Origin of the sequence: Meridianimarinicoccus sp. MJW13 (assembly GCF_014901205.1) — a bacterium.
Classification (GTDB): Bacteria; Pseudomonadota; Alphaproteobacteria; order Rhodobacterales; family Rhodobacteraceae; genus Meridianimarinicoccus.
Genome location: NZ_JACNMU010000006.1, coordinates 179307 through 203893 on the forward strand (window position 1 = coordinate 179307; position 24587 = coordinate 203893).

At 64.7% G+C, this 24587-nt stretch carries 19 protein-coding genes and 2 tRNA genes; 7 read left to right on the forward strand and 14 right to left on the reverse strand.

The genetic code is table 11. From position 1 onward, the window contains the following. The 5 genes from H8B03_RS12465 to H8B03_RS12485 all read right to left on the reverse strand — a co-directional run bounded on the left by H8B03_RS12465 (position 1) and on the right by H8B03_RS12485 (position 7131). Positions 1–507, reverse strand: a complete 507-nt coding sequence (locus tag H8B03_RS12465; protein WP_193142202.1) for a GNAT family N-acetyltransferase — start codon at positions 505–507, stop codon at positions 1–3. Between the two features lie 63 nt (positions 508–570). Continuing rightward, on the reverse strand, positions 571–1158 hold the full coding sequence (locus H8B03_RS12470) for a DUF924 family protein (RefSeq protein WP_193142203.1): 588 nt from the start codon (positions 1156–1158) through the stop codon (positions 571–573). A gap of 52 nt (positions 1159–1210) precedes the next feature. Next, a complete protein-coding gene (locus tag H8B03_RS12475) occupies positions 1211–2551 on the reverse strand; it encodes an MFS transporter (protein WP_193142204.1) in 1341 nt (446 codons plus the stop codon). Positions 2552–2757: 206 nt separating this feature from the next. Further along, the gene (gene queA / locus H8B03_RS12480; protein ID WP_193142205.1) at positions 2758–3819 is read right to left on the reverse strand and encodes a tRNA preQ1(34) S-adenosylmethionine ribosyltransferase-isomerase QueA; all 1062 of its coding nucleotides are present in this window, start codon (positions 3817–3819) and stop codon (positions 2758–2760) included. Between the two features lie 21 nt (positions 3820–3840). Next, on the reverse strand, positions 3841–7131 hold the full coding sequence (locus H8B03_RS12485) for an AsmA-like C-terminal region-containing protein (protein WP_193142206.1): 3291 nt from the start codon (positions 7129–7131) through the stop codon (positions 3841–3843). Between the two features lie 112 nt (positions 7132–7243). Between H8B03_RS12485 and bcp the strand changes: the two genes are divergently transcribed. The 4 genes from bcp (at position 7244) to H8B03_RS12505 (ending at position 10527) form a co-directional block, all read left to right on the forward strand. After that, positions 7244–7711, forward strand: coding sequence for a thioredoxin-dependent thiol peroxidase (bcp, locus tag H8B03_RS12490; RefSeq protein WP_193142207.1), 468 nt, complete (start codon positions 7244–7246; stop codon positions 7709–7711). Continuing rightward, positions 7708–8544: a ferritin-like domain-containing protein gene (locus tag H8B03_RS12495; protein ID WP_193142208.1), complete on the forward strand. Its 837-nt coding sequence runs from the start codon at positions 7708–7710 to the stop codon at positions 8542–8544. The genes bcp and H8B03_RS12495 overlap by 4 nt, the downstream gene beginning before the upstream one ends. A gap of 149 nt (positions 8545–8693) precedes the next feature. Continuing rightward, the gene (locus H8B03_RS12500; protein WP_193142209.1) at positions 8694–10028 is read left to right on the forward strand and encodes a DUF5930 domain-containing protein; all 1335 of its coding nucleotides are present in this window, start codon (positions 8694–8696) and stop codon (positions 10026–10028) included. Then, positions 10018–10527, forward strand: a complete 510-nt coding sequence (locus H8B03_RS12505) for a polymer-forming cytoskeletal protein (protein ID WP_193142210.1) — start codon at positions 10018–10020, stop codon at positions 10525–10527. The genes H8B03_RS12500 and H8B03_RS12505 overlap by 11 nt, the downstream gene beginning before the upstream one ends. A gap of 76 nt (positions 10528–10603) precedes the next feature. On the opposite strand, the gene H8B03_RS12510 is transcribed toward H8B03_RS12505, so the two are convergent. The 4 genes from H8B03_RS12510 to H8B03_RS12525 form a co-directional block, all read right to left on the reverse strand. Continuing rightward, a complete protein-coding gene (locus H8B03_RS12510) occupies positions 10604–11386 on the reverse strand; it encodes a DUF2189 domain-containing protein (RefSeq protein WP_193142211.1) in 783 nt (260 codons plus the stop codon). A 96-nt stretch (positions 11387–11482) separates the two neighbouring features. Then, positions 11483–12610 (reverse strand): peptide chain release factor 2, encoded by a 1128-nt coding sequence (gene prfB / locus H8B03_RS12515; RefSeq protein ID WP_193142212.1) that lies wholly within the window; start codon positions 12608–12610, stop codon positions 11483–11485. Positions 12611–12704: 94 nt separating this feature from the next. After that, a complete protein-coding gene (locus H8B03_RS12520) occupies positions 12705–15224 on the reverse strand; it encodes a penicillin-binding protein 1A (protein WP_193142213.1) in 2520 nt (839 codons plus the stop codon). A gap of 61 nt (positions 15225–15285) precedes the next feature. Next, positions 15286–16440 (reverse strand): pyridoxal phosphate-dependent aminotransferase, encoded by a 1155-nt coding sequence (locus tag H8B03_RS12525; RefSeq protein ID WP_193142214.1) that lies wholly within the window; start codon positions 16438–16440, stop codon positions 15286–15288. Positions 16441–16494: 54 nt separating this feature from the next. Between H8B03_RS12525 and H8B03_RS12530 the strand changes: the two genes are divergently transcribed. Continuing rightward, positions 16495–17841, forward strand: a complete 1347-nt coding sequence (locus H8B03_RS12530) for a M48 family metalloprotease (protein WP_193142215.1) — start codon at positions 16495–16497, stop codon at positions 17839–17841. Between the two features lie 3 nt (positions 17842–17844). After that, positions 17845–18600, forward strand: coding sequence for a DsbA family protein (locus H8B03_RS12535; protein ID WP_193142216.1), 756 nt, complete (start codon positions 17845–17847; stop codon positions 18598–18600). Between the two features lie 7 nt (positions 18601–18607). Here the strand turns inward: H8B03_RS12535 and ispG are convergent, their stop codons facing one another. The 3 genes from ispG to hemA all read right to left on the reverse strand — a co-directional run bounded on the left by ispG (position 18608) and on the right by hemA (position 22437). Then, a complete protein-coding gene (ispG, locus tag H8B03_RS12540; RefSeq protein WP_193142217.1) occupies positions 18608–19741 on the reverse strand; it encodes a flavodoxin-dependent (E)-4-hydroxy-3-methylbut-2-enyl-diphosphate synthase in 1134 nt (377 codons plus the stop codon). Between the two features lie 79 nt (positions 19742–19820). Continuing rightward, the gene (locus H8B03_RS12545; protein WP_193142218.1) at positions 19821–21020 is read right to left on the reverse strand and encodes a helix-turn-helix domain-containing protein; all 1200 of its coding nucleotides are present in this window, start codon (positions 21018–21020) and stop codon (positions 19821–19823) included. A gap of 193 nt (positions 21021–21213) precedes the next feature. Further along, a complete protein-coding gene (gene hemA / locus H8B03_RS12550; RefSeq protein WP_193142331.1) occupies positions 21214–22437 on the reverse strand; it encodes a 5-aminolevulinate synthase in 1224 nt (407 codons plus the stop codon). Positions 22438–22665: 228 nt separating this feature from the next. Here hemA and H8B03_RS12555 point away from each other — a divergent pair, with 228 nt between their 5' ends. Next, entirely contained in the window at positions 22666–24039 is a 1374-nt protein-coding gene (locus tag H8B03_RS12555; RefSeq protein ID WP_193142219.1) for a M20/M25/M40 family metallo-hydrolase, read from the forward strand. A gap of 108 nt (positions 24040–24147) precedes the next feature. On the opposite strand, the gene H8B03_RS12560 is transcribed toward H8B03_RS12555, so the two are convergent. Both H8B03_RS12560 and H8B03_RS12565 read right to left on the reverse strand, forming a co-directional pair. Further along, a tRNA-Asp gene (locus H8B03_RS12560) sits at positions 24148–24224 on the reverse strand. 230 nt (positions 24225–24454) lie between these two features. Further along, positions 24455–24531, reverse strand: a tRNA-Asp gene (locus H8B03_RS12565). Positions 24532–24587: the final 56 nt, after the last annotated feature.

A 24587-nucleotide genomic window follows, 5' to 3' on the forward strand; every position in this document is an offset into this window, starting at 1 on the left:
CTAGCCTGCTGGATAGATCGCTTCGGGCGCGCGTTCTACCTTGCCCGAAATGCCCTCCCAGGCACCGTCCAGCAAGGGCAGACCCAGCACCCGTTCGGGGTTGGTCGGCGGGGGCATCTCGACGCCCGCCAACCGTGCGAAGCCGAACCGGCGGTAATAGTCGTGGTCGCCGACCAGCAGCACCCGGCTCCAGCCCTGCGCGGCGGCGGCGGCATTGCCGTCGCGGATCAGAACGCCGCCCAACCCCTCGCCCTGTCGGGTCGGGTGCACGGCCACCGGGCCCAGAAGCACCGCGTAGTGGGTGCCGATACGGACCGGCCAGAAGCGAATTGCACCGGCCAGAATGCCGTCGCCATCGCGGGCCAGCAGCGACAGCCCTGGCACCGGCGGCACGCCATCGCGCAGCCGGTAGGACGACAGCGCCTCGCGCGCGGGCGCGAAGCACAGGTCATACAGGGCCTCGACCTCCCACCAGTCGCCCGGCGTTTCGCTGTTGAGTTGATACACGGCACCCTGCCCCCGATTCAGGTGCAGGCCAGCAAATGGCCTGCCACCAAATGTGCGGGGTGATTACGCGCTGGCTTTCAGAGAGTCCACGACAGACCCATAGCCGCCCGATTTCAGGAAACTCTGCTCCACCAAGGTCGAGGCGCGGCCCAGATCGGTGTTGCGATGCGGGAAACGTCCGAAGCGGCGGATGACCTCGCGGTGCGCGCGGGCATGCACAAGATTTTCGGCGGCATCCGGCATCCGCGTGTTGAACAGGCGCACGGCGCGGTCCTGATCCACAAGGCATTCGGAATGGCACAGCGGCAGGTAGAAGAACTGCCGCGCCGCACCGTCGATCTTCAGATCCCAGTTCTTCTCGATGGCGCATTTGGCACGCGCGCGGGCCAGTTCGTCGGTGGCAAACGCACGCCCGTCGTTGCGGAACATGTTGCGCGGGAACTGGTCGGTGAGGATCAGGAACGCCAGCGTGCTGCGCGGCGTCGGGGTCCAGCCCGGCCAGCCGTGTTTGCGCACCTCGGTCCACATGCTTTCCCATCGTTTCCGGATTTCCGCGTCAAGATCATCGCTTTGACGGTACCAGCCTTCGGGGCTGGTCTCTTCGGTCCAGAACCGCAGAATTTCCTCTGCCGGGGCTGCCTCGCGTGTCATGGTCGTTTTCCCAGTTTGTGTGACATCAGCGTTACAAGTGAATCCGGTTTGGTCAAGATTTTACCGGATTGAGGGTTACTTCGTGGTCTTCAAGGGGTTCGGGAAGCTCTTCGGGTTCTTCCTCGCCTTCCGGAGCGACGTCAAAGACCGACGGCTCATCATCGGACTGTTCGACGTAGTAGTCCTGCGCGGCACTCATCGCGACGGCCGAGGATCCAAGCCCCACCGCCACATAGGTGCCGGAATCGTCGGGGGCGGGCGCCGGACGGCGGAATGTCCGGTAGACGCCATAGATCATCAGGGTCGTCATCAGCGCCCCGATAAAGACATAGAACCCCTTGGGGCCGATGCCTTCCATGATCCAGCCGGTCAGCAGCGGGCCGCCGATGGCACCGCAGCCATTCAGGAACATCAGCCGGCCCGAGGCGGCGGCCATATCCTCGACATGCAGGTGATCGTTGGCATAGGCCAGCACAATCCCGTAAAGCGGGTTGGCGGTGCCGCCGATCAGGAACGCCGCCGCGAGCAGCACTTCGTAACTGCCGCCGACAAAACCCACCACACTGGCCAGCGCGCCGATCCCGGCCATGATCACGATCAGCTTGCGCCGATCCATCCGGTCCGACAGGTAGCCCACGGGGAATTGCAAGAACAGCCCGCCCAGATAGATCACCGCCACATAGATCGAGATCTGCGCAATGCTCAGCCCGGCCTGTCCGCCATAGACCGAGGCCATGCCGAAGATCGCCGAGAACACGCCGCCCAGCAGGGTGACGCCCACGCAGCTCAGCGGGGCACGCTTGAAGATCTCGCGGATGCCCATGGGTTTGGTTTGGTCATGGGGCGGTGTCGGCGAGGCCGACAGCAGGATCGGCGCAAAGGCGATCGAGACCAGCACCGACGGGATGACGAACAGCACAAAACCGCCCGGATCCGCCAGCGTCAGCAGGCCCTGCGCCGTCACGATACCCACCATCTGCACAACAAGGTACAGCGACAGGGTCATGCCCCGGTTTTCGTTGGTGGCGGCATTGTTCAGCCAGCTTTCGGCGGTCACATAGACGCCCGAGAAACAGAAGCCCATGACCACCCGCAGCAGGATCCAGACCGCCGGAATCGTCACCGAGGGGAACAGGATCAGGATTGCCGAGATCAACGAGGCCAACGCCGCAAAGACCCGCACATGGCCGACGCGCCGGATCAGATCCGGGGCATAGCGCGACCCGCCCAGGAACCCCAGGAAGTAGGCCGACATGATCAGCGACATCTCGAAGGTCGAAAACTCTTCCAGCGCGCCGCGAATACCCAGCAGCGTGCCCTGGATGCCGTTGCCCACCATCAGAAGCATCATGCCCAGCAGAAGGGCCCAGGTGCGGGAAAGCGTTTCGATCATGGTTCAACTCGGCAAGGGCGACTCGGAAGCCGCGTGTGCCCGCTCCCTAACGCGTTAAAATCCGCGCGGTCATGTCGAAAACGTCAGGATGCCCGGATCGTGACCGGCATGTCACAAAGCGTGATCCAATGGCGACGTTCCGGCATGGTTTCCCGACCTTGCCCGTCCCGGCTCGGCGGGTTCCTGCTGACCGGCCCTGCGCCGGGTCAGTCCGGGTCCGAGATCAGGAGCGACGCGTCACCATAGCTGAAGAACCTGTACCCCTTGTCGATGGCATGGGCATAGACCTGCCGCATCCGCGCGGTGCCCATGAAGGCCGAGACCAGCAGCATCAGGGTCGATTTGGGCAGGTGGAAATTGGTCATCAAAGCATCGGCGGCATGAAAGCGGAAGCCGGGATAGATGAAGATGTCGGTGGGGGCCGCCCAGGGGCGCACCGTGCCGGTCTCGCGCGCCGCGGTTTCGATCAGGCGCAGGGCTGTGGTGCCCACGGGCACGATGCGCCCGCCCGCAGCCTGCGTCGCGGCGATCTCCTCGGCGGCCTGATCGCTGACTTCGCCCCATTCGGCATGCATCTTGTGCTGGCGGGGATCTTCGACTTTCACCGGCAGAAATGTCCCGGCCCCCACATGCAGCGTCACATGGCTGAACGCGACGCCATGGGCCGCCAGTGCGGCCAGCAGGGGCGGATCGAAATGCAGCGAGGCCGTGGGCGCCGCCACGGCCCCGATGCGGCGGGCAAACACCGTCTGATAGTCCTCTTTGTCCTGCGCATCCGCCGGGCGCTTGGCGGCGATGTAGGGCGGCAGGGGCATCGCGCCCGAGGCTTCCAGCGCCGCTTGCAGGGCAGCACCGGTCTGGTTGACCGCAAGCCGCGCAGTGCCGTCCTCCAGCCGTCCCAGAAAGCGCGCCGAGAAGCCATCGGCAAAGACGATCTCTTCGCCCTCGGCCAGCTTGCGCAACGGTTTGACCAGCGCCGTCCAGGTGCCATCGGTCTGCGGCTCCAGCAGCGTGACCTCGATCTTGGCGGTGCCGCTGCCCGAGTCCGTCTGGCGATGCCGCAGGCCGAACAGGCGCGCGGGCAGAACCTTGGTGTCGTTCAGGATCAGCCGGTCGCCGGGACGCAGGAAGTGCGGCAGGTCGCGCACGATGGTATCCGTCTCTCCGCGCGCATCCGCCACCAGCAGGCGCGCGGCACTGCGTGGGCGCACCGGGCGGGTGGCGATACGGTCTTCGGGCAGGTCGAAATCGAAGTCATCCAGATGCACGCGGGGCACCTCTTGCTGGGGTTATTGCGCGACCTTCGGCGGGGAACCCCGGAAGATCTCGCGAAGGATGCCCGGCGCTAGCATCGACAGGGGATTGGCCGCAACCTTTGGCGCGTCGAAAGTGCCCCTGACGGTGAAAGTCATGCCGAACAGCCCCTCGCCGCGCCGGGTCATGAAACGACCCGCCTGATTCAGGAAGTAAACCGGCGAGACCACCCCCTGCAGCGCCAGCCGCTTGCCGGCCAGATCGACGATACCCTCGAAGGACATGCCCAGCGATGGCCCCACGGCACTGCCTGCGGCGATCTCGACCCGCCCTGGCGCCAGCCGGAAGTCCGACCGGATATCGGTGAAGCTGATGCCCGAGCCCGACATCTGCTCGAAGGCGCCGATGACGCTGAGCGCCGAGACGATGCGCATGACCGGCGAAGTGTCATGCAGGGCGGTGTTCCTGACCCTCAGCCGCCCGGTATAGGTGCCGCGCGCGCCCGTCGGCATCAGCCGCAAGTCCAGCGAGCCGCCCCGGAAGCCCTTTTCGATCTGGGCCGCGCCGAACACCTTGCCGCTGTCATTGGAATTTATCTGGATCTGGGTGCCCTTGGCGGCGGCCGACAGTTTCACCGTCACCGGCACACGCCCGTTCAGGCTGCCGGTCAGCGTGCCGTGGGCGCGGCCGGTCAGCTTGCCGCGCGCATTGCGCAGCACCAACGTGTCGGTGACATGGATCGCATCCAGCGACAAATCCAGCCCCGACAGGGTCGCGCCACCGCCGCCGCCGCCCTGCGGCCTGCGGCGCAGATCCACCTGGCCCGAGGTCAGCGTCACCCGCATCCCGCCCGAACCATTGGACGGCGTCAGGCGGCCCGCGGCGTCCAGCCAGTTGCCCAGCTTGAGCTGGCGCAGGGTGACCGTGCCGACCCCGCCCCCGGCGCGCAGCGGTGCGCGCGCCTCCAGCGTCAGGCTGGGCATGCGCAGGCGGATCGTCTCCAGCACGCCCTCGGGGCCCAGATACCCAGCCAGTGTCAGCGTGCCGGCCTGGGAGGCGGACTTGCGCACCCCCAACGCCGGGATCGAGACTGCCAGCCCCTTCAGATCGCCGTCCAGTGCCAGCTGCGGCGGCGCCCCTTCCGGCAGATCGACGCGCGCATAGATCTTGCCCGCGCCGCGTGCAGTGTTGCGGGGCAGTTTCAGGCCGAAGGTGTCCGCAAGATCCGCCGTCAGCGCGCCTTCGGCCACCACCTGTGCCGCCGCGCGGGTGCCGTCGGGCTGGCGGAACGGACGGGTGAACCCGATGGTCAGCGGGCTGCCTTCGATGGTCATCGGCCCCGAGATGGTCAGCGCCTTTGGCGTGGCGTTCAGCACCAGCCGATCCGATGCCAGGGCCCGGCCGCCGATCAGCACATCGGTGGCAAACCCGCGCACGGTGCCATCCACCGCAAGGCGGACATCGGGCATCTTCAACCCGCGCTTCAGCGGCAGTGACAGGTCGATGCCGACCCGCACCGCGCCCCACGCATCCCCGGCCTTCAGCAGCGGCGCGGCTGTCGGCGGCGGGTGGTTGGGATTGCGAAAGCCCGGCGAACTCATCAGCGACAAGGCCCCGGTCACATCGGTGTCCGCCTGAAAGCTGGCCGACAGGATCCGGGCACGGGAATAAAGCGGCGTGATGACGATCCGGCCACCCGACAGGGCGACCGGCGTGCCATCCTCGGGCGTGACCGTGCCACCATCGACCCAGACCTCGAACTGGTCGCCCGCGATCTCGCCATGACCCGAGGCGTCTGTGATCAGCGGCATCCGCGGCGTCGGCGTCATCTGCCCATTGTCGAAGGAAAAGGTCAGGGCCACATCGGGCCGCCCGGTGCCATCAAAGCGCAGCGCCGCGTGTACGTCATGCACATGGCCGGACTTGAGGTTCAGATCGACCCATTTGCGCCCGCCCTTGGCAATCGTCAGCGGCCAAAGCTCCAGCAGCGACCGGGGCTGCAATTCCGGCACCGCCAGGTTCAGGGCAATCTTCTGATCCGGCCCGGCCAGCCCCGAAACCAGACCGTCGCCGGCGATCAACAGATCCGCCATCTGGATCGACAAGTCGGACAGCCGCAAGGCATCGTCGTTGCGCGCATAGGCCAGGGTCGCCCAGACCCCGTCAAAGCGGCGCGGCGTGTCGAACAGATCCGGCAGATCCACGGCGAGCGCGTCCAAAGCCACCTGCGCGCCGAACCTTGGACCGCCCTTGGGGCCATCGCCGATGCGGTAGAGATCGGCCCGCCCGGTCAGGCTGACGGCGGGCGAGGACAGGTCCAGGTCCGAAACCTCCAGATGCGCGGTGTCCGGGCTCAACGCCAGCCGCGCCCGCAGCCAGTTCAGCGGCAGCCCTTCGGCGCGGCCTGGCATCATCCAGCGCCCCTCGCCCACGGTCAGCTCGCCGATCGCGGCGCGCATCCCGCCCTGCCCGTCGGTGCCGCCGCTGAGGGTCAGGGACACCGGCGCATCGAACCGCGCCAGGGCCTCGGACAGCGGTGTCTGCCCGGCCAGACCGGCCAGTTGCGCTGGCACGATCCCGCGCAGCAACAATCGCGCCTCCAGCCCGGCGGCGGCACTTTGGCTGCTCACCTGCGCCAACGCGCCGCCATCGGTTTCGCCGACCCGGCCAAGATCCAGATCCAGCGCCAGCCCGGTGCCGTCGCGGGTCAGGCGCAAATAGCCGTCGCGGCTTTCCAGAACTTCGGCGCGCAGGGCATCGGCGAAGGTGAAGCCGACCTCTTCGACCCCCAGCGACTGCAATCCGGTAAACACCGGCAGATCGAGAAGGCGCCGCACCTCCGCCAGCATCGCATCGGGATTGAGGGCGCCGGTGACCACTTCGCGGTTGCCCAGCGACAGGCTGAGAACGCCGTCCTGATCGCGTGACAGGGCGACGGCCAGCCCACTGGCCCGCACCGCCTTGATCCGCGCCCGCCCCTGCAAAAGATCGTCCCGGCTGAGCACCATTTCCAACTGGTCCAGCGACAGGGCATCGGTGTCGTCCGCGCCGCGAAACACCACGCCCGTGGCCACCACCACCGGCACGAATCCCTCGCGCAGGTCCAGCGCGATGCTGTCGATATGCGCGTCCAGATCCAGCGCGGCGGATTCGGTGCTGAGATGATCCGCCACCATTCCGGCCAGCCAGTGCGGCGCGGGAACCGAGCCATTCCGCGCGCCCCACAACAGCACCGCCAGAACGACAACCACGATCAGCGCCAGACGCCACGTCCACCGCATCGCCCAGTGCAGAACCGTTCCAAGCCATCGCAACAGAAGTTTCATCGCCGCTACCCTAGCTTGTCGCCAAATCGGTACCAAGCAGGCTCTGCCGCTGGACATTGCCGCAGCCGTTCTAGACTAACGGGCTGAACTCTTGAAACCGGAAGGAAACCCGATGATCGAGACCGGCCAGACCGCCCCGGAGTTTACCCTGCCCCAAGATGGCGGCGAGGATGTGACCTTGTCGAAATTGCGGCCCAAGACTGTGGTTCTGTATTTCTACCCGCGCGATGACACCAGCGGCTGCACAAAGCAAGCCATCGGGTTTACCGAGAAGCTGGCCGACTTCGACGCAGCGGGCGCAGTGGTGCTGGGGGTGTCCAAGGATACCGTCGCCAAACACGGAAAGTTCCGTACCAAGCATGATCTGGGCGTGCACCTGCTGTCGGACGCTGAAAGCGATGTCTGCGAGCAGTACGGCGTTTGGGTCGAGAAATCCATGTATGGCCGCACCTACATGGGCATCGAACGCGCCACCTTCCTGATCGACGGCACCGGCACGGTGCAGCAGATCTGGCGCAAGGTGAAAGTGCCGGGCCATGTGGAGGCCGTGCTGGACGCGGTGCGCGCACTCGGATCATGACCGACACGTTCGACCCGCCCGGAACCGTCGCCGACTGCGCCGTGGCGGTGCTGACCTGCGCCGATGGCCGTCGCAAGGCGGCCATGACGCGCGCTTTCGCCGCCCATTGGCGGGCGGCGCGCGATGCGGGCACACCGATGCCCATGGGCCGCGCCACCCCGCCGCTGCGCCCGGCCCGTCCCGAAAAGCCCGAATTGCTGTCGCCGCGCGATGTGCCGCGCCGCCGTCCGGGCTCTCCCGTGGGGCGGATCGCGATTCTGCACGCCATCGCCCATATCGAGTTGAACGCGGTCGATCTGCACTGGGACATCCTTGCCCGTTTTGCCGACACCCCCATGCCGCCCGGCTTTGCCGAGGATTGGGTGCGCGCCGCCGACGAGGAGGCCAAGCATTTCAACCTGGTCTGCGACCGTCTGGAGGCCATGGGCAGCCACTATGGTGCCCTGCCCGCCCATGCTGGCATGTGGCGCGCCGCCGAGGACACGGCAGACGACCTGATGGGCCGGCTGGCCGTGGTGCCCATGGTGCTGGAAGCCCGCGGTCTGGACGTGACGCCGGGCATGATCGAGATCTTCCGCAAGGCCAAGGATCCCGAGACCGTTGCGGCGCTTGAGGTCATCTACGCCGAAGAAGTCGGCCATGTCTCCTATGGCTCGAAATGGTTTCACTTCCTGTGCGGACGGGCCGACTGCGACCCCAAGACGGTCTTTCACGATCTTGTCCGGCGCTATTTCCACGGCGCACTGAAACCGCCCTTCAACGAGGAAAAACGCGCCGAGGCCGGCATCCCGCCAGACTTCTACTGGCCACTGGCGGAAGGCGCCGATCGCTAGAATCAGCGGATTCCCGCCGTTTTTGGGGCAGCAATGATGCCCCATCGCGCGAACAGACTCCTTTTCTTGTCAAGAAGCCCCGTCCGCGCTATCGCGACGACGGGAATACACGCGGCGGATGCTCCGCCCCACAAGAACAGAGGCGCTACGTGACGACCCGCACCAGCTCCGACAGACAATCGCTGCTTCACCGGATCTTCCCGGAAAAGCGCATCTTCGTAAAATCGGACAAGGGCACCCGCTTTGTTCGGCTGGGTCCGCGTCACCATCTTGTGGCCCTGCTTGGCGGCACCGCCATCGTGCTGTGGTCGGTGACCGCCACGTCCTTTCTGGTCATCGACCTTGTGAAGGGCAGCGGCGAACGCCAGCAGATCGCGCAGGAAAAAGCCGTCTACGAGTCGCGGCTGAATGCCATGGCCGAAGAGCGCGACACCTATCGTCTGGCAGCGCTTGAGGCACAGGCCAATTTCACCCGCGCGCTGGACGAAATCGGCAACTTCCAGGACACGATCTTTGATTCGGCCCTCAGCCGTCAGGAATTCGCAGCGCGTCAGGATGCCTTGCGGCGCCTGCTGCGGGATTCGCTGACCGAACGCGATCTGCTGCAGGCCCGGCTGGACACGCTGAGCGCCGACTCCGGCGATGCCACGCTGGCCGAACTGGATCGCAGCCGGGCCGAGGCCGAACGCACCGTCGCCTTCCTGACCCGCGCCCTTGGCCGCACCGCCGAAGATCGCAACCGTCTTGAGGCCGAGGCCGGTGAGGCCCGCGTGCAACTGGCCGCGATCCGCAACGATCTGGACACCCGCGACCGCGCCAACGAGCGGATCTTCTCGCAACTGGAAGAAGCCGTGGTGCTGGCGATGGAACCGCTGGGCAAGATGTTCACCGAGGTTGGCCTGCCACCGTCGGCGATCCTGCGCCAGATGCGCGACCAGTATTCCGGCCAGGGCGGACCGCTGACGCCGATCTCCTTCTCAACGAAGGATGACGGCAGCAATCCGGACTCGCAGCGCGCCGAGGCGATCCTGACCCATATGGACGACTTGAACCTGTACCGCATGGCCGCCGACCAGGTGCCCTTCGCGCAACCGGTGTCCGCCGCCGTGCGTCGCACCTCGGGCTTTGGCTATCGCCGCGATCCGATCCGGGGCGGCACGCGCCTGCACGCAGGCATGGATTGGGCCGGGGCCTATGGCACCACGGTCAACGCCACCGCCGAGGGGGTTGTGACCCATGCGGGTTGGCAATCGGGCTATGGCCGTCTGGTGACCATCTCGCACGGGTTCGGCCTTGAAACCCGCTATGCACATCTGTCCAAAATCACGGTGAAGAAGGGCCAAAGGGTCTCGCGCGGGGAGAGGATCGGTGCTATGGGGAATTCCGGCCGGTCCACGGGCACGCATCTGCATTATGAAGTGCGCGACAGTGGCACGCCGGTCAATCCGATGAAGTATATCAAGGCTGGACGCGATGTTTTCTAAGAACAGGACACCTGAAACGGGACAAAAGCCGGGCGAGACCGAAAAGGCGCCGGACACGCGCCCGACCGCGACACCGCAGCCCTCGGCTGGAACAACCCCCGCCCCTGCCCCGCGCGCCAAGCCGCCGGCATCGGTGCTGTCCAGCGACCTGACCATCACCGGCAACATCCGCACCAGCGGCGACGTGCAGGTCGAAGGCCAGATCGAAGGCGACATTCACGCGCATCTGCTGACCGTGGGCGAAACCGCCACGATCAACGGCGAGGTTGTGGCCGATGACATCGTGGTCAATGGCCATGTGATCGGACGCGTGCGCGGCCTGAAGGTGCGCCTGACATCGACCGCCAAGGTCGAAGGCGACATCATTCACAAGACCATCGCGATCGAGAGCGGCGCCCATTTCGAGGGCTCGGTTCAGCGCAAGGAAGACCCGCTGAACGAGGGCAAGGGCCAGCAGCGCCCGGTCCCGCAGAAACAAGCACCTGTCGCCGAGGGCTGAGCCGAAGCTCACAGCGCAAGACAGCAAAGCGGGCCCTGGGCCCGCTTTTTTTATGGCAGATACCGGGGATCGAAGGTCAGTCGCCCGGATGCACCAGAACCCGGCGATACAGATGCCAGGTGGCATGGCCCAGCACCGGCAGCGCCACGAACAGACCCAGGAACGCCGGGATCATCGCCAGAAGCACCAGGCCCGCGATGATGGCCGCCCAGGCAATGCTGACCGGAATATTCTGTTGCACCGCCTTGAAGCTGAGCAACATGGCGGTCATGAAATCGATCTCCTTCTCCAGCAGCAGCGGCAGGCTGAAGGCCGTCAGACCGAACAGGATGAAGGCCAGTATCCCGCCCAGAACCAGTTCCACGGCGATCATGGTCAGACCGTTTGTCGTGAAGAACGCCTCGTAAGAGCTTGAAATATTTGTCATCACCGACAGGCCCATGAAAAGGGCAAAGATCATGTGCGCCAGAAAGGTGTAGAACAGGAAATAGACCACGATGATCGCCCCGGCCCAGGGGATCTGCCGATCCTTCTCGCGCCAGACCGCGCCGAAGATCTGGTTGGGATCCATCGGGCGATTGTCTTCCAGCCGCCAGCTGACCTCGTACAATCCCACCGCCACGAAGGGCGCGAGAATGGGAAAACCAAGGGCAAGGATTACGGTGCTCCAGACAAAGCCGCTGGACACGAAAGCCAGGAACAGCCCGCCCAGCACATAGACCGCGCTGAAGATCAGCCCAAAGGTAGGGGCGCGGCGGAAGTCATGCCAGCCCAGCACAAGAACCTCGCGCAGATCGGACATTGTGATCCGGGCGATCTGGGGGATCGGGGACGCTTCGGGGGCGGTTGTGTCGGTCATCGCTGGGCCTCCTCCTTGCTCAGACGAGTCCCCAAGAATGCCGAATTGCAGATGTTTGGCAATCGGAAAACACCCCGCAATCGCAGGGCAATCCGATCAGTCGTCCGATTGCGCCTCGGAGCGGCTTTTGCCAGCGACATTCATCGCCAAAGTCGCCGCCATGAACTTGTCCAGATCGCCGTCCAGAACGCCCTGGGTGTCCGAGGTTTCCACGTTGGTGCGCAGATCCTTGACCATCTGGTAGGGCTGCAGGACGTAAGAGCGGATCTGGTTGCCCCACCCCGCGTCGCCCTTGTTCTCGTGCGCCTCCTGGATCGAGGCGTTCCGGCGATCCAGCTCCATCTGGTACAGGCGCGATTTCAGGGCCTTCATGGCAATGTCGCGGTTCTGGTGCTGGGATTTCTCGGAGCTGGTCACGACGATGCCGGTGGGCAGGTGGGTGATCCGCACCGCCGAGTCGGTGGTGTTGACGTGCTGGCCGCCCGCACCCGACGAGCGATAGGTGTCCAGCCGGATGTCCGAGGGGTTCACCTCGATCTCGATATTGTCGTCCACCACCGGATAGACCCAGACCGAGCTGAACGAGGTATGCCGCCGCGCCGCGCTGTCATAAGGCGAGATGCGCACCAGCCGGTGCACGCCGCTTTCGGACTTCAGCCAGCCATAGGCATTGGGGCCGCTGATCTTGTAGGCCGCCGACTTGATGCCCGCTTCTTCGCCAGCGCTTTCGGATTGCAGCTCGACGGTGTAGCCGTGCTTTTCGGCCCAGCGGACGTACATCCGCGCCAGCATCGACGCCCAATCGCAGCTTTCGGTGCCACCCGCGCCCGAGTTGATTTCCAGGAAGGTGTCGTTGCCGTCGGCCTCGCCATCCAGCAGCGCCTCGATTTCTTTTTGTCCGGCGGTTTCAGCCAGCGCCTTAAGCGCGGTCTCAGCCTCGGACACGACCTCGGCGTCCTCCTCCATCTCGCCCAGTTCGATCAACTCGACGTTGTCGGACAGCTCCTGCTTGATGTTCTTGTAGGTGTCCATGGCGTCCACCAGCATCTGGCGGTCGCGCATCAGCTTCTGCGCCCGTGTGGGATCGTTCCACAGGTCGGGATCTTCGGCCATGGCGTTGAATTCTTCCAGACGGTGCGGCGCCGTCTCCCAGTCCAACCGCTGCGCCAGCAGGTTCAACGATTTCTCGACCTCGGCCACGATGTTCTGAATTTCCGCGCGCATAGCTGTTTTGTCCGTCCTGCATCGGCGGGCGTTTTCCCGCGTTGGAAGGCTGGTTATATCAGCGGCGCGGCCACTGGCAAGGGAGCCGGGCGGCTCAGTAGAGCCCGCCCGAACTGATGGTACCGAAGCCCGCTTTTTTCGGGATCTTCTTGACCTCGCCGGTCGATGTTGTGACCTCGGTCGCGCTCAGCGCCTCGTCCCGCGAGAACATCGGCAGGTTGCCCCCCATGGCAAAGCCGCCATCTACTGCGTAGCCGAACACAGGGTCGACGCCGTCGCGGAAGTATTCCGCCACCACGTTTGCGCCGCTGGCGGTATCGGGCAGACGTTGGCCGGTGACCCGGTCGATCTTCAGGAAATAGCCGCCCGGAGGCACTTCGAACGGGCCGCCGCCATAGATCTTCACGGCTTCCTGCATGAATTCGTTGAACACCGGCCCGCACATGCCGCCCCCCGAGGCCCCGCTTCCCAGCGAGCGCGGATTGTCATGGCCCATGTAGCAGCCCGCCACGATGTTCGAGGTGAAGCCGACAAACCAGACGTCCTTTTCATCGTTGGTGGTGCCGGTCTTGCCCGCCGTGGGCACCGGCAGGTTCACCGTGCGCGCCGCCGTGCCGCGTTCGACCACACCCTGCATCATCGAGGTGATCTGATAGGCGGTGATCGGATCCATGACCTGTTCGCGGTCCGACACGATCTTGGGCGACAGGCCCGCCGGCACCACAAGGCTGTCGCAATCCAGGCACTGGCGCTGATCGTGGCGATAGATGGTGCGCCCGAAGCGGTCCTGGATGCGGTCCACCAGCGTCGGTTCGACCCGCTCGCCGCCGTTGGCGAACATGGCATAGGCCGCAACCATGCGGTACAGCGTGGTTTCCTCGGACCCCAGAGAGTTCGCAAGGTATGGCTTCATGTCGTCATAGACGCCGAAGGCCTCGGCATGTTCGGCAACCTTGTCCATGCCCACGGCCTGCGCCAGACGGATGGTCATCAGGTTCCGCGACCGTTCGATGCCGGTGCGCAGCGGCGTCGGGCCATAGAACTTGTTGGAATAGTTCTTGGGCCGCCAGATTTCGCCGCCGATGTTCACCTCGATGGGCGCGTCCACGACGATTGTTGCGGGCGTATAGCCGTTGTCCAGCGCTGTGGCATAGACGAACGGCTTGAACGATGACCCCGGTTGACGGGTTGCCTGCGTGGCGCGGTTGAACACCGATTTCTGGTAGCTGAAGCCGCCCTGCATGGCGATCACCCGCCCGGTGTTCACGTCCATGGCCACGAAAGCGCCCTGGATCTCGGGGATCTGGCGCAGCGACCAATGGCTGATGCCGCCGTCGTCACCGGTGACCGGCTTGACGTAGACCACTTCGCCGAGGCGCAGCAGATCGTCGGGCACGCGCGGGCGCGGCTGGCCCCGGCGCGCGGCCCAGGTCAACTCGGACAGCGGGATGAAGTCGGTTTCCGCCACCTCCTGCCCCTCGACGCCGATGATCGCGCGATCGCCGGTCAGGGACAGCACCACGGCCAGCGCCCAGCCGTCGATGTCGCGCGGCAGGTCGGCCTCTTCCAGCGATATTCGCCAATCGATCTCGGTCCCCAGCCGCTCGGGCGGGACGAACAGGTTGTTGCCACGATAGATGCCGCGGCTGCGGTCGTATTTTTCCAGCCCGCGCCGCAAGGCGGTGGCGGCATGGGCCTGCAAGTCAGGCTCCAGCGTGGAGCGCACGCTGAGACCGCCGGTGAAGAACTCGGCCTCTCCGAAATCGCGGCTCAACTGGCGGCGGATCTCGTCTGTGAAATAGTTGCGGGGCGGCAGCGAACGGCGGAAGCTTTCGTATTCCCCGCCCTGCACCGAGCGGATCGGTTGCGCTCGCGCTTCGGTATATTCGGCCTGGGTGATATGACCGTTTTCGTACATCTCGCGCAGAACAAAATTCCGGCGGTCGGTGGCCCGCTCACGCTCGCGCACCGGATGATAGGTCGAGGGTGCCTTGGGCAGGGCCGCCAGATACGCGGCCTCTTCGATGGTCAGATCGCTGAGCTTCTTGTTGAAATAGGTCTGTGCCGCCGCCGCCACGCCATAGGAGTTCTGCCCGAGGTAGATCTCGTTCAGATAGAGCTCAAGAATCTGCTCCTTGCTCAGCGTCGCTTCCAGACGGGTGGCCAGGATCAATTCCTTGATCTTGCGTTCTGCCGACCGGTCCGAGGACAGCAGGAAATTCTTCATCACCTGCTGGGTGATTGTCGACGCCCCGCGCAACGCCCCACCCTGCGCCATGCTCAGGGCCGCCGCCGCGATGCCCAGCGGGTCATAGCCGCCGTGGGTGTAGAAGTTCTTGTCCTCGGCCGAGATGAACGCCTCTTTCACCAGATCGGGGATTTCGGACGAGGCCGCGAACAACCGCCGCTCGTGGGCGAATTCGTCAATCAGCTCGCCTTCGTCGGAATAGACCCGGCTGATGGTGGCGGGGGTATACTGGGACAGCTGTTCGTGATTGGGCAGATCGCGCCCGTACATCCAGAAGACGCCGCCGACGGCAAGCGCCGCCAGAACCGCGCCGATCGTCAGGAAGCTGAAGAACGCGCCGAAGATGCCAAGAATGAAGCGAAGCAAGGGGGACTCCCGAAGGCCTGTTTGCGCCGATCTATACGCCGGGCGCGCCCAGGGGTCAAAATCACATCTTGGCCAGCACCGGTTGCCGGGCCATGAAATCTGCCAGACGTTCCAGCCCGAGGGCCATGTCCGATGTGGCCCCGGCATAGGAAAAACGCAAGGTGTGATGGCCGCGTGCCGGGTCGAAATCCAGCCCCGGCGTCACCGCCACCCCGGTTTCGGACAGGATCTGCGCGGCAAAGGCGCGGCTGTCGTCGGTCAGATGCGACACGTCGGCGTAGATGTAGAAGGCCCCGTCAGGCGGTGCAAAGCGGTCGAAACCGGCTTTCGGCAGCCCCTCCAGCAGCAATTTGCGGTTGGCGGCATAGACGGCCCGGTTGTCTTCCATCTCGGCCTCGCACTCCAGCGCGGTCAACGCGGCAACCTGGCTGACGTGAGGCGCACAGATGAACATGTTCTGCGCCAGACGTTCGACGGTGCGCACATGATCTTCAGGCACCACCATCCAGCCGACGCGCCAACCGGTCATCGAAAAATACTTGGAAAACGAGTTAATGACATAGGGCGCGCCCAGTTCCAGCGCGGAAATCGCCCGGTCGCCGTAGTGCAGCCCGTGATAGATCTCGTCCGAGATGAAGGCGATGTCATGGGCGTCGCAATGATCCATCAGCGCGTTCAGATGCGGGCCATCCAGGATCGTGCCGGTGGGATTGCCCGGCGAGGCCACAATCAGACCGTCCAGATCGCTGGGCACATCCTCGGGCCGCATGTGGTGGCCATGGGCGGCATCGGTAGGAATGTCCACTGGCGTCAGGCCAAGCGCCTTCAGGATCTGCCGGTAGGAAGGATAGCCGGGGGCCGCGACGCCGACCCGCGCACCGGTGTCGAACAGCGCGGTGAAGGTCAGAAGGAAGGCACCCGACGAGCCCGAGGTGACGATGATCCGCGCCGGATCCAGATCGACCCCGTACCAACGGCGGTACAGGTCGGCGATTCCTTGCCGCAGGGCCGGCAGACCAAGCGCCACGGTGTACCCCAGCGGATCGCCGTCCAGTTGCCGAGACAGGGCCGCACGCGCGCCCTGGGGCGCGGGCGTGGCGGGTTGGCCGATCTCCATATGGATCACGTGACGGCCGTCTGCCTCCATCCGCGCGGCCTGTTGGGCCACGTCCATCACGATGAAGGGATCAACCGAACTGCGCCTTGAAGTTTTCATCAAACTCTCCCAAACCGGACGCATATGCGATTGCATCCGCGGAACCCGAGGTCAATGCTGACCCTGCTGCGTCGAACCGCCCTTGGCGGGATTTTCACGGCGTTCCTGGCGATTCTGGCCAGTGCTCCGGCAATGGCGCAAGGGTTGTTGCGCGATGCCGGCATGGAACATGCGCTGAACATCCTGGCCCGCCCCCTGCTGACCGCCGCCGGACTTCCGGCCAACCGCACCCAGGTGATGGTGGTCAATGACATGGGGCTGAATGCCTTTGTCGCCAACAGCCGCACGATCTTCGTCAATGCCGGACTGCTGCTGCGGATGCAGAATGCCGACCAGTTGCAGGCGGTCATCGCGCACGAGGTTGCCCATATCGCCAACGGCCATTTTGCCCGGCGTGGACTGAATGCGCAGGCAATGCAGCGCGCCTCGGCTATCGGGGCGTTGGTCGGGGTTGCGGCGGGGGCCGCGTCCAACAATCCCGGCGCCGGGGCCGGGATCATCATGGGCGTCCATTCCTCGGCCCGGCGCGCCCTGTTTGCCCACACCCGCGAGGAAGAAGCCGCCGCCGACAAGTCCGGCCTGCGGTTCCTGGCCCGCGCCGGGATCGATCCGGTGGCCCTGGCCGAGGTGATGGAGCTTTTCAAGGGCCAGGAAGAGCTGCTGCCGGGACGGCAGGATCCCTATGCCCGCACCCACCCGCTGTCCCGCGACCGGGTTCGCGCGATCCACATGACAGTGGATGCGCTGTCGCCGCTGGATGTGGACCGGGGCGACACCGAATACTGGTTCGGCCGCGCCAAGGCGCTGTTGTCGGCCTATCTGCGCTCGCCCAGCTATACGTTGACCCGCACCAAAGCGTCCGACACATCGGATGCGGCGGCCATTGGCCGGGCGCTGGCCTATTACAAGAAATCCGATCTGGCAGCGGCGCGGGAACAGGTGGCCCTTCTTGTCGACCGCCGTCCCGACGATCCCTACATCCAGGATCTCAGCGGCTGGATCGAACTGGAATCAGGCAATGTGCAGAGCGCCATCGAAGCCTATGCCACCGCCGCCGAACTGGGCCCGCGCGAACCGCTGATCCTGGCCGGCTATGGCCGCGCGCTGCTGGCCCAGAATACCAGGACCGGCGATCTTGAAGCGCTGGAGGTACTGGAAAAGGCCCGCGCCCGCGATCAATACGACACGCGGATGCTGCGCGATCTATCGGTTGCCTATGCGCGCACTGGAAATCCGGGCATGGCCTCGCTGGCGACGGCGGAACGCTATGCCCTATATGGACAGATTGAAGATGCGGCGATTCACGCCCACCGGGCCGCCGGCGTGCTGCCCACCGGGTCGCCGGGATGGTCACGGGCGCAGGATGTGATCCATGCCGCCAATCAAAACAAACGGAGATAGCCCATGTTGCTGAAACACCTGCTTGCCCCGGCCCTTGCGGTCGCTGCCCTTGCCCTGCCGGCATCGGCGCTGGACCTGAAGGATCTGTCCGAGGCCGAGCGGACCGCATTGCGCGCCGAGGTACGCGCCTATCTGCTGGACAACCCCGAAGTGCTGATGGAGGCCATCGGCATTCTGGAACAGCGCCAGGCCGTCGAACAGGCCCATGCGGAACAGCAGATGATGTCGGGCCTTCAGGACGAGATCTATAACGACGGCTGGTCGTGGGAGGGTGGCAACCCGGACGGCGATATCACGCTGGTGGAATTCGTGGACTACCGATGCGGATACTGCCGCAAGGCCCATGACGAAGTGGCCGAACTGGTCTCCAGCGATGGCAACATCCGGCTGATTCTGAAGGAATTCCCGATCCTGGGCGAAGATTCGCTGATGGCCTCGCGCTTTGCCATCGCCACCCGGATGATCCACGGCAACGACGCTTACAAGCGCGCCCACGACCGCCTGATCACCATGACCGGCAGCGTCAACGAAGCCGCGCTCAGCCGGCTGGCCCGCGATCTGGATCTGGATCAAGAGGCGGTGATGGCCGCGATGAACGACGACAAGGTGGTGGAAGAGCTGCGCGGCAATCGCGATCTGGCCCAGAAGCTGGAAATCTCGGGCACGCCAACTTTCATCCTGCAGGGCGACATGCTGCGCGGCTATGTACCCCTGCCGCAGATGCGCGAACTGGTTGCCCAGGCGCGCACCGCCGACTGACCCATCCCTATTCGGCGGCGGCCTCTGCAACAGCGGCCGCTGCCTCGATCTCGGCGGCCTTGGTTTCGACCTGCTCGACGATGTGCTCGATCATCTTTTCGTTTGACAGCTTGTGGCTCTGCTTGCCCGCCAGATAGACCATGCCCGCCCCGGCGCCACCGCCTGTAAAGCCCACATCGGTCATCAGCGCCTCGCCCGGCCCGTTCACCACGCAGCCGATGATCGACAGGCTCATGGGCGTCTTGATGTGCTCCAGCCGCTGCTCAAGGGTTTCGACGGTCTTGATGACATCGAACCCCTGCCGCGCGCAGGACGGGCACGAGATAATGTTGACGCCGCGATGGCGCAGACCCAGTGATTTCAGGATCTCGAAGCCGACGCGCACCTCTTCCACCGGATCGGCGGACAGGCTGACCCGCAGGGTATCACCGATCCCCGCCCACAACAGGTTGCCCAGCCCGATCGAGGATTTCACCGTGCCCGCGTTCAGCGTGCCCGCTTCGGTGATGCCCAGATGGATCGGCGCGTCGGTCGCCTCGGCGATGCCCTGATAGGCGGCGGCGGCCAGGAACACGTCCGAGGCTTTCACCGAGATCTTGAACTCGTGAAAGTCGTTGTCCTGCAGGATGCGGATATGGTCCATCCCGGATTCCACCATCGCCTCGGGACAGGGCTCGCCATATTTCTCAAGCAGGTGCTTTTCCAGCGACCCCGCGTTGACGCCGATGCGGATCGAACAGCCGTGGTCGCGGGCGGCCTTGATGACTTCGCGCACGCGGGCTTTGTCACCGATATTGCCGGGATTGATCCGCAGGCACGCAGCCCCGGCCTCGGCCGCCTCGATGGCGCGTTTGTAGTGAAAATGAATGTCGGCCACGATGGGCACCGGGCTTTCGGCCACGATTTCTTTCAACGCGCGGGTAGAGGATTCATCCGGGGTCGAGACCCGCACGATGTCCGCGCCCGCTTCGGCACAGGCCAGCACCTGGGCAACCGTGGCCTTCACGTCCGAACTGTCGGTGTTGGTCATGGTCTGCACGCTGATCGGCGCGTCGCCGCCCACCGGCACCTTGCCCACATGGATCTGGCGCGACGTGCGGCGGTCGATGTTGCGCCAGGGGCGAATGGGATTATGCGACATGGGGGGCGTCCGTTGCTGCGATCCGGTTGGGTGACAGATAGCCCTGAGACGCGCGCGCTGCAACGGGGTCTGGCGCGACCTATTCGATGGGGCTGGCTTCCGGCGCGACTACCAGTTCGGCCAGACGAGCCAGTTCCGGGTCCGCCGTCAGATCGGCGATCTGGTAGGTTTCGCTGAGCGCTTCGGCCGAGAGCACCACGTTCTTGGCCACCGATGTGCCGGGTCCGGCCGGCCCAAGGGTTTCGCCGTTGACCGCGAAGAATACCGAGCCGGAATTGCCGGCCCGCAGGGTCGGCGGCTCTTCGGTGGCGGGCAGGACGAAGCGTTCCCCCTGCTCCATGATCTTTTCCAGCAGCACGCTGCCATCGGCGGCGCGCACGCGCACCCAGGCCGGACGGCGGGCGAACAGCACCAGTTCGGGTGCGGCCTGGGCCACGACCTGAACTTCCGGTTCGGCAATGGTTTCCACTTCGGGCGCGACTTCGGGCAATGCGGCCACCAGCAGCGGGTTTTCGAACCTGGGCGCATAGACGCCCTGGGCATCCGGGTCGAGCATCGCGATGGGACCATCCCGCGGCACCAGAACCGGGGTGTCCAGCGCCTTGGGGCGATACAGACGCTCCAGCGCCGCCGGGGTGGGTGCGGCATTGTCGATAGCCAGACCCGCGCCCTCGACAGTCTCGGTGGGCGACAGCGCCACGGTCAATGGCGTTTCGACCGGCGTCAGGGTAACACGTTGAATCTCTTGCAGAAGTGACCAGCCGCCGTAGCCCAGACCCGCCACCAGCAGGCACAGCACGGCCAACGATCCGATGGCACTGGCCTGCACGCCGTGAAAGGGTCCGTGGGTCGGGGCGGAACTGATCGGGCTACGCGACAGCACGTCATCGCCCACGGTCGAGGTCTTGCGCCGGGCCGGGCGCGTGCCGCCGCGCGCGGTCTTGGTGTAGACCTGCGCCTCAAGCCCCGCCACATGGGAAAACCCGCTTTCTTCGCAGAAGCGCTGATAGACCCAGTCGGCGTTCATGCCGAGGTAGCGCGCATAGGCCCGCACGTATCCGTTGATGAATCCCGGGGTTTCGAAGACGGACAGATCGGTATCCTCGATCCCGGCGATGTATTCCGCCTTGATCTTGAGGTCACGCTGAACGTCCAGCAGGGACTTGCCCAGCGTGGCCCGTTCTCCGCGCATGATATCGCCCAAGGTCAGTTCAAAATCGTCAAAGCTCTTCAACTTGACGTTCTCGGCCTGTCCGGGTTCGTGACTACGCCCCGTCATGGAATAATCCTGTCTGCCCTGCCCGTATCCCCGTCGCATCCCCGCGATTCGATGCGCAGGGTTTGCTGCCAAAGTCGTAGCACAATGCGCAGAAAAGCGCACGCACCATCCCGTGGCTGACTTAATGGGACATTGAAAACCCCGGCATGACCATGTGGTCAGACCGGGGCGGTTTCAGGGCTGGAAGGTGAAATCAGGCCGAGAGCGACTGGCGGCTCAGCGCACAATGCGACCAGAGTTTGTCGAGCGCCTTCACAAGCCGGTCCAGATCATCGGGACCATGCACGGGCGACGGGGTGAACCGCAGCCGTTCGGTGCCGCGCGGCACGGTGGGGAAGTTGATCGGCTGCACGTAGATGCCGTCGTCCTGCAAAAGGCGATCCGAAATCATCTTGCATTTCACCGGGTTGCCGACCGGAACGGGCACGATGTGCGATCCGAAGTCGATCAGGGGCAGGCCAATACCTTTAAGACGGGTCTTCAGGATATGGGCTTGCGTCTGATGCCGGGCGCGCAGGGTCTGATCCTCTTTCAGGAAGCGGATCGACGCGGCGGCCCCGGCGGCGATTGCCGGCGGAATCGAGGTGGTGAAGATGAAACCCGGCGCGTAGGAGCGGATCGCATCCACCATCCGGGCCGAGGCGGAGATATAGCCGCCCATGACGCCATAGGCCTTGCCCAGCGTGCCGTTGATGATGTCGATCCGATGCGCCAGCCCGTCGCGCTCGGCCACACCGGCACCGCGCGGACCATACAGGCCGACGGCGTGAACCTCGTCCAGGTAAGTCAGGGCATTGAATTCATCGGCCAGATCGCAGATCTCGCGGATCGGGCCGAAATCGCCATCCATCGAATAGACCGACTCGAAGGCGATGAGCTTGGGCGCTGCGGGATCAAGCCCCTCAAGGACCTCGCGCAGATGGGCCACGTCATTGTGTCGGAAGATCTTCTTCTCGCACCGGCCGTGCTTGATGCCTTCGATCATCGAGGCGTGGTTCAACTCGTCGGAAACGATGATCAGGCCCGGAAACAGCTTGGGCAGGGTCGAAAGTGTCGCCTCGTTGGCGATATAGGCCGAGGTGAACACCAGCGCGGCCTCTTTCTGGTGCAGATCGGCGAGTTCAGCCTCAAGGCGACGGTGATACACCGTGGTGCCCGAGATGTTGCGCGTGCCGCCCGATCCGGCACCGGTGGCATCCACCGCTTCGTGCATGGCGGCCAGAACGGCCGGATGCTGACCCATGCCAAGATAGTCATTGCCGCACCACACGGTGATGTCCTGCTGGCTGCCATCAGGGCGCGTCCAGACCGCATGGGGGAAGTGACCGTTGCGGCGTTCGATATCAATGAAGGTCCGGTAACGGCCCTCATCGTGCAATTTCTGGATCGCCGCATCGATCTTGGCAGAGTAATCCAACGTGTCTTCCTCCAACATGGCGGACATCAACTGTCCGGGCCCGCAGGCGGGCTGTCGCGTTTTTCATATGCGTGTCACAGAATAGCTGCCCCGCGCAATAGTCTTAATGGCGCATACTGTCCCGGCGCGTTTTGATGTAAATCAAACTCCGGTTTGCAGCAAGTGGTGGCCCATCTGGACGCGCCAATCCCCGGTGATAGGGTGGCGCCCGTCAACCAAGGAGTCCCCATGTCCCTCGCTTCCGTTCTCGACCATATCGACACGAACCTGGATGCTGCGCTGAACCGTCTGACAGATCTGCTGAAGATCCAGTCCATTTCGACCGATCCCGCCCACAAGGACGATTGCGAAGCCGCTGCCGACTGGCTGGTGGCCGATCTGGCCGGGATCGGGTTTCAGGCGAAAAAGCGCCCGACGCCGGGTCATCCGATGGTGGTGGCCACATCCGAAGGCGCCGGTCCGCATGTGCTGTTCTACGGCCACTACGACGTGCAACCTGTTGATCCGCTGGAGTTGTGGGATCGCCCGCCGTTCGAGCCGCGCATTGAAGAAACCCCGACCGGCCCTGTGATCCGCGCACGCGGCGCCTCTGACGACAAGGGCCAGTTGATGACCTTTGTCGAAGCCTGCCGGGCCTGGAAAGCGGTGCATGGCACCCTGCCCGGTCCGATCACCATCTTCTTCGAGGGGGAAGAGGAAAGCGGCTCGCCCTCGCTGGTGCCTTTCATGGAGGAAAACGCGCCGGAATTGACCGCCGATATTGCCCTGATCTGCGACACCGGTCTGTTCGCCGACCGGGTGCCGGCCATCGTCACGCAATTGCGCGGACTGGTGGGCGAAGAGATCACCATCACCGGTCCCGACAAGGATCTGCATTCGGGCATGTTCGGCGGCATCGCCATCAACCCCGCGCGGGTGCTGACGCGCATCCTGGCCGATCTGCACGACGACACCGGGCGCATCACCCTGCCCGGCTTTTACGACGGTGTGCCGCCGCTGCCCGACGATCTGCGCGCGCAGTGGGAAGGACTGAACTTCGACCACTCCGCTTTCCTGGGTGGCGTCGGCCTGTCGGTGCCTGCGGGCGAGGCCGGCAAGATGCCGGTCGAGATGATCTGGTCGGAACCGACCTGCGAGATCAACGGCATGTGGTCGGGCTATACCGGCGCCGGGTTCAAGACGGTGCTGCCGTCCAAGGCTTCGGCCAAGGTGTCCTTCCGTCTTGTCGGCCAGCAGGATCCCGACCGCATTCGCGCGGCGTTCCACGACTTCGTGACGGCGCGCCTGCCCGAGGATTGCACGGTGGAATTCGCCCCGCATGGCGCTTCGCCCGCCAGCCAGATGTCCACCGACCATCCGGCTTTCGAACAGGCCCGCGCGGCCCTTAGCGATGAATGGCCCGATGCGGCGGCTTTCGTGGGCTGCGGCGGCTCGATCCCGATCGCGGGCTACTTCAAGACCCTGCTGGGCATGGATTCGATGCTGATCGGTTTCGCCAAGGATGACGACCAGATCCATTCCCCGAACGAGAAATACGACGTCGAGAGCTTCCACAAGGGCATCCGCAGCTGGGCGCGTATCCTTGACCGGCTGAACAGCTGATCCCAGACCCCGGTCCCGCTTCGGCGGGACCACTCCCACGTTTCAGGTGGTCAGACGTGAACCCGCCAAGGGCAGGAAAGTCTGTGTCACATCGTGAGGGGGAGAAAGTGGCGCGGTTGACGGGGCTCGAACCCGCGACCCCCGGCGTGACAGGCCGGTACTCTAACCAACTGAGCTACAACCGCGCTTTTCGCGTTCAGGACGCTGTGTCCCAAGGCGTGGGCGGTGTCTATGTCTCTACAGCAGAGCCGTCAAGCAGTTTCCACGCGCCACAAACAAAAAAACTAACCGACCTGAAAACCGACGTATTGCACCAAACGCCCTGCCCGGACCGCAGTCCGGCACGACGCACAAAGCCTGTGAAATCGCCCCAGCCGAGGTGCGAAATATCCGGGGATGAAGGAAGGGAAAGCCATGGCGCGGTTGACGGGACTCGAACCCGCGACCCCCGGCGTGACAGGCCGGTACTCTAACCAACTGAGCTACAACCGCGCGATGGAGTGTCTGTTTATGACCCACTTCGCAGACCGTCAAGCGCCAATCCAACG